This is a genomic window from Paenibacillus sp. 01L418, assembly GCF_056400045.1.
In genome coordinates this window covers 1-7,386 of sequence record NZ_JBFTSN010000324.1, presented here as the reverse complement: position 1 = coordinate 7,386, position 7,386 = coordinate 1, and the positions used below count along the sequence as shown (strand labels likewise).

The 7,386-nt window shown below is 46.6% G+C and carries 6 protein-coding genes and 4 riboswitches; of the genes, 4 read left to right on the top strand and 2 right to left on the bottom strand.

Annotation, left to right across the window (positions count from 1 at the left end; translation table 11 throughout):
• Window positions 1-41 precede the first annotated feature (41 nt).
• From kduI to metE, 4 genes are all read left to right on the top strand, one after another.
• Window positions 42-872: a 5-dehydro-4-deoxy-D-glucuronate isomerase gene (kduI, locus tag AC1DSE_RS26345; protein WP_076267940.1), complete on the top strand. Its 831-nt coding sequence runs from the start codon at window positions 42-44 to the stop codon at window positions 870-872.
• A gap of 25 nt (window positions 873-897) precedes the next feature.
• Window positions 898-1,692 carry a DeoR/GlpR family DNA-binding transcription regulator gene (locus AC1DSE_RS26340; RefSeq protein WP_430057569.1) on the top strand — a complete coding sequence of 265 codons (795 nt, stop codon included), beginning with the start codon at window positions 898-900 and terminating at the stop codon, window positions 1,690-1,692.
• Window positions 1,693-1,696: 4 nt separating this feature from the next.
• Entirely contained in the window at window positions 1,697-2,452 is a 756-nt protein-coding gene (kduD, locus tag AC1DSE_RS26335) for a 2-dehydro-3-deoxy-D-gluconate 5-dehydrogenase KduD (RefSeq protein WP_339207638.1), read from the top strand.
• 144 nt (window positions 2,453-2,596) lie between these two features.
• A riboswitch (cobalamin riboswitch) is annotated at window positions 2,597-2,790 on the top strand.
• A 149-nt stretch (window positions 2,791-2,939) separates the two neighbouring features.
• Entirely contained in the window at window positions 2,940-5,246 is a 2,307-nt protein-coding gene (gene metE / locus AC1DSE_RS26330) for a 5-methyltetrahydropteroyltriglutamate--homocysteine S-methyltransferase (protein ID WP_477528435.1), read from the top strand.
• Window positions 5,247-5,319: 73 nt separating this feature from the next.
• On the opposite strand, the gene AC1DSE_RS26325 is transcribed toward metE, so the two are convergent.
• Entirely contained in the window at window positions 5,320-5,745 is a 426-nt protein-coding gene (locus AC1DSE_RS26325; RefSeq protein ID WP_076267937.1) for a hypothetical protein, read from the bottom strand.
• Between the two features lie 3 nt (window positions 5,746-5,748).
• Window positions 5,749-5,910: riboswitch (cyclic di-AMP (ydaO/yuaA leader) on the bottom strand.
• Window positions 5,911-5,956: 46 nt separating this feature from the next.
• Window positions 5,957-6,385, bottom strand: a complete 429-nt coding sequence (locus tag AC1DSE_RS26320) for a hypothetical protein (protein WP_477509385.1) — start codon at window positions 6,383-6,385, stop codon at window positions 5,957-5,959.
• A 439-nt stretch (window positions 6,386-6,824) separates the two neighbouring features.
• A riboswitch (cyclic di-AMP (ydaO/yuaA leader) is annotated at window positions 6,825-7,023 on the top strand.
• A gap of 91 nt (window positions 7,024-7,114) precedes the next feature.
• Window positions 7,115-7,285, top strand: a riboswitch (cyclic di-AMP (ydaO/yuaA leader).
• Window positions 7,286-7,386 lie beyond the last annotated feature (101 nt).

The following is a 7,386-nucleotide window of genomic DNA, read 5'->3' as shown; positions in this document are numbered from 1 at the left end:
GGCGAGTCTAACGCAAATAACTTTTAGGAGGCTTTTATCCAATGGAAGTACGCCATACTACGAATCCTACTGATGTGAAGCAATATGATACGGAACGTCTGCGCAGCGAGTTTTTGATCGAAAGCTTGTTTGAGCAAGATCAATTAAAAATGACATATACGCATTATGACAGAATGGTTGTAGGCGGAGCATTGCCTGTGAACGAGACGCTTGAGCTGGAGGATGCTGCAACGCTAAAAACCGAATATTTCTTGGAGCGCCGCGAGGTTGGTTTCTTGAATATTGGCGGACCTGCTTCGATTTCCGTTGATGGGGAAGTATACGAGCTGAATAAGCTCGACGTGCTTTATGTTGGCAAGGGCAAACGTCAGGTGCTGCTTTCAAGTGTCGATAAAGCGAACCCTGCGAAGCTTTATTTCTGTTCCGCGCTTGCGCATGCTGAAATTGCAACACGCAAGATGACGATGGAGGAAGCGAATCCGACTCATCTTGGTTCGCAGGAGACTTCCAATGAACGTATTCTTTATAAATATATCCACGCAGACGGCATCCAAAGCTGCCAGCTTATGCTTGGTGTAACGAGCTTGAAAACGGGAAGCGTCTGGAATACGATGCCTTCGCATGTCCATGACCGCCGCATGGAAGCATACTTATACTTCGACATGAATGATGATGCTCGCGTATTCCATATGATGGGCGAGCCTTCGCAGACGAGACATCTTGTTGTTGCCAACGACCAAGCGATTCTTTCACCGCCATGGTCGATCCACTCAGGAGTGGGCACAAGCAATTATACATTCTGCTGGTCGATGGCTGGAGAGAACTACACATTTACAGATATGGACGCCGTACCTGCAAGCGAGCTAAAATAGAAACATTCGCTACAGGGGGTGCACTATGCTTGCTGCCGAACGGCATCGTAAGATTATAGATAAATTGGAGCAGCTTGGCGCGGTTAAAGTTTCCGAGCTAAGCGAGCTGTTTCAAGTCACGGAGAAAACGGTTCGTGAAGATTTAGAGAAGCTGGAAGAGAAGGGATTGCTGAAACGGACTCATGGCGGAGCTGTGCCCCAGCATAGAGGCGAAGACAGCCTTTATCCGCTGCAATTCCCAAATAGCAAGCATCAGCGGGAGAAGGCGGCGATTGCGGAGCTTGCTCTTTCCTGCATCGAGCCTAATGATATTATTGCGCTTGATGCTGGCAGTACTACGCTCGAAATGGCAAAACGTCTGCCCAACATCCCGGTTACGGTGCTTACGAACGATCTGCTTATCATTCGGGAGCTGACTGCGAAGGACCAAGTAAGGCTTGTTATTCCTGGGGGCTACCGGCATAACAATTTGCTTATCGGCGCAGAATCGCAGGAATGGATTAAACGACTGAATGTACACAAGCTGTTTCTTTCCACAACCGGCATTCATATGGAATATGGGCTTACCATATTCACAGAAGAATTGACGAAGCTGAAGAAGCTGTATATGGAAAATGCCAAGGTCGTCTACTGCCTTGCCGATCATAACAAATTCGATAAGGGTGCACTAATAACGTTTGCCGGTTTGCATGAAATTGACTATATCATCACAGACGAAGGTATAGATGCGGACGTTGCGGCGAGGTATGAGTCACAAAATATAAAAATGATGAAAGCAGCGCTTTCGGAAAATGGGAAGCGTACTAAAGGTAGGAGCTGAGCCGATGAGTTTGTTTGATTTGACGGGTAAAACAGCTGTCGTCACAGGTGCAGGGCGCGGGCTTGGGGAAGCGATTGCGCTTGGATTAGCACGAGCGGGTGCGGATATCGCGCTTGTCACGAACCAAACGCCTGCTGACAAAACGGCAGCAGCGATAAGAGAGCTTGGACGCAAAGCGATTACAATTCAGACCGATATTGCTGACCGAACGAAGCTTGCTGGAATTGTTGATCGTACAGTTGAAGAACTGGGACGCATCGATATTTTGGTCAACAACGCGGGTATCATTCGCCGCACGCCCGCTGCAGAGCATAGCTACGAGGACTGGCAGGATGTACTCGATGTTAACTTGAATTCTGTATTTCTCCTTTCCCAGCTGGCTGGGAAACATATGATTGAACAGGGCTCAGGGAAAATTATTAACATTGCGTCGATGTTAACCTTCCAAGGCGGAATTAATGTTCCGGGCTATACGTCCAGCAAACATGCCGTTGCCGGTCTTACCAAAGCGCTTGCTAGCGAATGGGCAGCTAAAGGCTTGCAGGTAAATGCGATAGCCCCAGGCTACATGAGTACAGACAACACCGAAGCGCTTCGCGAGGATCCTGTTCGCAGTGCTCAAATTTTGCAGCGCATACCAGCGGGACGCTGGGGTACATCGCAGGATTTGATTGGACCAGCGGTGTTCCTAGCCTCTTCAGCTTCTGATTATATGAACGGCCATATTTTGGCTGTTGATGGCGGTTGGCTGGTTAGGTAATTATATAAAAAACCAATAAGGCTTTCCTTTTACAGCGCAGGCTGCTTAGAGGAGAGTCTTTTTTTGATATTATAGTGATTTCCATTGTATGGTTATTATTTTGCGTGTATAGTTATTCGTGATCCTAAAAAATGCGATCAACAACTGAAATAAGTGGAAATAGGTGCTCTTGCTGTATAGCTTGAGCTTAAAAGGGAAGTCCGGTGCAAAACCGACGCGGTCCCGCCACTGTAACAGAGGAGTCTAAGCGCTAACGCCACTGATCTTAACCGGTTGGGAAGGCAAGCTTACGATGATGATTCTGGAGCCAGGAGACCTGCCTATTTGAACGACACTGATTTTACCTACGGGAGATAGGGAGGTGTTAAGACAGAACCGCTGTTTATTAAAACGCCGGGCGTCTTTACCTTTGCTTCTTTAAGGTAACGACGCTCTTTTTTGTGCTTTTATTTCATAATAATCACATTTATTAGGAGGAAATATGAACGTGAGCAAACTGCAAAACAGTGTACTTGGATATCCGCGTATCGGCGAAAATCGGGAATGGAAAAAAGCGCTTGAAGCTTTTTGGAAAGGTGATTTGGACGAAACGATATTCCTTCAAACGCTTGAAAGCATTCGTCTAAACAACTTGAAGCTGCAAAAAGATAAAGGAATTTCGCTAATTCCTGTTAATGATTTTACGTTGTATGATCAAATGCTGGATACTGCAGCGATGTTTGGCCTTGTGCCAGATCGTTTTTCCTATGATGGAGGTCCTGTTCCCGTACAGACCTACTACGCAATGGCGAGAGGGACACAGGAAGCACAAGCCTGCGAGATGACCAAATGGTTTAATACCAACTATCACTATATCGTGCCAGAACTTGCGGGTGCTGCGCCGGTACTGACGGAAAACCGTCCGCTAATTGCGTACCGCGAAGCCAAAGAAAAGCTTGGCATTGAAGGTAAACCTGTCATTATCGGTCTATACACCTTCCTCAAGCTGTCGAAGGGCTACGATGCCAAGCAGCTTCCGCAGCTCATTGAGCAGTTTATACCGCTTTATGCTCAGCTGCTTAAGGAGCTTGAGCAAGAAGGCGTACAATGGGTGCAAATCGATGAGCCCATCCTTGTTACCTCTATCTCTGAGGAAGAGATGCAATGGGTTGAATCGATTTATGCAAGGCTGAACCAAGCAGCGCCAGCGCTTAACATAATGCTTCAAACGTATTTTGAGGCGGTTGAGCATTATGAAGCTGTAGTTGCTCTCCCGGTACAAGCGATCGGTTTGGATTTCGTTCATGGTTTGGAGCAAAACTTGAAGTCGCTGGAGCAATTTGGTTATCCGAAGGATAAGCTCGCTGGTATCGGACTTGTAGACGGACGCAACATTTGGCGCTCAGACTATAAGCAAAAGCTCGAATTGCTGCAAAAGCTTTCCGCATACATTCCAGCTGAGCGCACGATCATTCAATCGTCATGCAGCCTGCTGCATGTGCCGGTAACGGCAAAAAACGAAACCAATCTGCCAGTAGAGCTGCGTGAGGCGCTTGCATTCGCGGAAGAAAAGCTGGATGAAATTGTGTGGCTAAGTGAAACAGYGACTGTAAATGAGGCGGACATCTCAGAACTGCGCAAGCTTGAGCTTAAGCTTAACGGCGAGCGGATTCATCATTTATCCATTTCTCCTGCCCGCAATCGCCAAGCTGCTGATGCAGCAGCGATAGCGGCGCATCCTTCAACGAGGCAGAAGCCATTTGCGGAGAGACAAAAGCTGCAGCAGCAAAAGTGGAATTTGCCGTTCCTTCCAACAACAACAATCGGCAGCTTCCCGCAAACGCTGGATGTACGCCAAGCAAGGCAAAAATGGAGAAAAAACGAGCTCAGCTCGCAGGACTACGCTTCCTTTATCAACGATAAAATTAAAAATTGGATTGAAATCCAAGAAGAGCTTAACATAGACGTCCTCGTTCATGGTGAATTTGAGCGTACGGACATGGTCGAATTTTTCGGAGAGAAGCTGGATGGGTTCGCATTTACAAAAGCCGGCTGGGTTCAATCGTATGGTTCCCGCTGCGTAAAGCCGCCGGCCATTTATGGCGATGTTGTATTTACTGAGCCAATGACAGTAACCGAAAGCGTGTATGCGCAGTCGCTGACAAGCCGTCCGGTAAAAGGGATGCTGACGGGGCCGATTACGATTTTAAACTGGTCATTTGTTCGCAACGAYATCACACGCGAGCAGGTCGCATACCAAATTGCGCTTGCACTCTCAGAGGAAGTAAAGGCGCTTGAGAGCGCAGGTATAGAGATGATCCAGGTTGATGAGCCAGCTTTGCGAGAAGGCTTGCCGCTTAAACGCAGTGATTGGGATGCCTATTTAAAATGGGGCGTGCATGCGTTCCGTCTATCGACTTCAGCTGTGCGTGACACAACACAAATTCATACACATATGTGTTATTGTGAGTTCCATGATATTATCGATTCCATTCTTGCGCTGGATGCGGATGTCATCTCCATTGAAACCTCGCGCAGCCATGGCGAGCTGATTCATAGCTTTGAGGAGAACACCTATGACCAAGGCATCGGCTTAGGCGTTTACGATATTCACAGCCCGCGTGTACCTTCAGTGGAAGAAATGGTCAGCATGATCGAGCGCGCCATTAAAGTGCTAGATCCTGCGCTCTTCTGGATTAATCCGGACTGCGGCTTGAAAACACGCGGAATGGAAGAAACGGTTGCTTCACTACGCAACATGATGCTGGCTACTTACCAAGTCAGAGAGCAGCGTGCTGCATTAGCGAAGGTTTAATCCCTAAATACAATAAGACAGTCCAGAACTAGGTTATCTGTTCTGGACTGCCTTTTTTTTCTTATGAACGAAATTAATCCAAAGAGATGTAGGAGACGGAACGTTGACGCAAAACAGACTCTTCATGGTCGTTGCTGTACGGGGCTGCATCGGCGGATTGTGCTAGGACATGCTTGACGGCGGAGACGAATAAGTCGAGAACGCGCCCATCCTGATCCGTTTTGTCATAGTGATACTGGTTAAGAGGTGGTAGAGGAATGCTGCCGATAAAAGACTGAAGCAGGTCGCTCCATCGTTCTAAGTCAATGAGCTCTTCTGTGTCGCTGGCAAATAGTTCACTCCAGCCGAAGCCTTGATTGCTTGTTAAACGAAGACATACGCGATGGCCTGCAGAATCGACGGCAAGAGCAGGAATGACGAATAGCTCGATTCGTGTGACAGATAAATAAGGGGTCTGTTCCGTAAAAAGATGCAGATTTCGTGCACAATTTGTCAACATATACATCTCTCCTTTATTCGCTTACGAGGTTAGCTGTCGGATTCGGGCTAGAGAGAAAGCCCTACCAGGGTTACAAATCCCTGGATTCACCCCTTGCGAATCGATCTCGATCGATCGCGATGGTTCCCCCGCTTTTTCATTCGAAAAATTCAGCGTAAATAGTTTACTCTTAATTATACCCTTCATTAACGCATCTGTAAATCAGAAGTGCTTAAAATAACGATACATAAGAGATAGCTTGTTTAAATAAAGTATGCTCTTCACGGTCATATTCACAGTTTGGAAAAGTGTAATGATTGGATTCTATATGCAAAGCAGCGGCTGCAAACAAATGAAATATACGCTCGTCCTTCATCATTGGATCTGTTTGAAAAACAAAAGGAGACGCAAGAGGAAGTGTGCCGATGAACCTTAGCAGCATACTGCTCCATCTGATCCAGTCGCAAGGCTTCTCGGATTTTTTAATAAACAGCTCACTCCAGCCATGACCATTAGCAGTGGAGAGCCTCAGGCAAACACGGTAACCATTCGATTCAAGCAAGCAAGCCGGCAGCACAAACATTTGAATTCGTTTAATTTCAAACAAGGCAGCAGGATGATTTTCCAAGCTTGGCAAAGGTACTTCAACTGGTGTAGACATCAATGAGATCTCTCCTCGATTTGAATAATTCACCGATAATACTCAGCCATATTGGCTTGCCGTCTATGGTAAACCCGAAATGCAATATTGTAAAACTGTGGTATATCGTGAAAAGGCAGCCATATGCCATATTAAAAGAAATCCATTCGTTATGGCAGTAAAAAGATATTTATTCTTCGAAATACTCGTTTATTCTCTTCCATTCTCGATTATAGAGAAATCTGATTATTCACGCATAAAATCGTTGGAAAGGGATTGAACACTATTTTTGAAAACAAGAGTAAAACTGAGAAATAGTGAGATATCGAGAGATCGAAATGAATGTAAGCGTTGCGAATCGCTCTGCAAGGCTGAAACTGGCTAAATTAGGTAGCAGACTGCCTTTACAGTATTTATAGCGAGGAGTAATATTCGATACAGGATTTATAAATAAGTTTCGATTTACTGATCGCTGAGTTTCCGTGAAAGCGGAAGCGGGGGAACCAATAATGACGCGATGCGCCTGTTCGATGTGAGAGTCGAACAAACGCAGAGCAGGGGTGAATCTTTGACAGGTGCCATGGATACCGGTCAAAGTAGGGCGACTCTCACCGCCCGAATCCGACAGCTAACCTCGTAAGCGTGGACCGAGAGAGGAATGATGAAGCTTGTGATCGATTAACTTCGACCGCAGAGTGTCATAGACCTCTGTGGTTTTTTGTGCCCAAAAAAGCTTAATTTGCTACAAAATGTAAGAAAACGCTGAGTCCTGCAGCAGCAGGAACGGGGGAACCAACGAACGATTCGTGTGTAATCACGACTTCGCTTCATGGGGTGAATCGCTTGAAAATGATCAAGCGTAGGGCAACTCTCAAGGCCCGAATCCGACAGCTAACCTCGTAAGTGTACTCGAGAGAGGCAACAGCCATCGTGCTTCCCGCGGCTTATTCTGCTGCGGGCAAAGAAGCCGCGGGAAAAGTTCCTCTTATCCCAAGGCTTCTTTTTTGTTGCCTTTTTTACCA

Excerpts from the sequence above, each read along its gene's own strand:
- AC1DSE_RS26325 (WP_076267937.1), bottom strand. The coding sequence starts at position 5,745 with ATGTTGACAAATTGTGCACGAAATCTGCATCTTTTTACGGAACAGACC.
- kduI (WP_076267940.1), top strand. The coding sequence starts at position 42 with ATGGAAGTACGCCATACTACGAATCCTACTGATGTGAAGCAATATGAT.
- AC1DSE_RS26320 (WP_477509385.1), bottom strand. The coding sequence starts at position 6,385 with ATGTCTACACCAGTTGAAGTACCTTTGCCAAGCTTGGAAAATCATCCT.
- kduD (WP_339207638.1), top strand. The coding sequence starts at position 1,697 with ATGAGTTTGTTTGATTTGACGGGTAAAACAGCTGTCGTCACAGGTGCA.
- AC1DSE_RS26340 (WP_430057569.1), top strand. The coding sequence starts at position 898 with ATGCTTGCTGCCGAACGGCATCGTAAGATTATAGATAAATTGGAGCAG.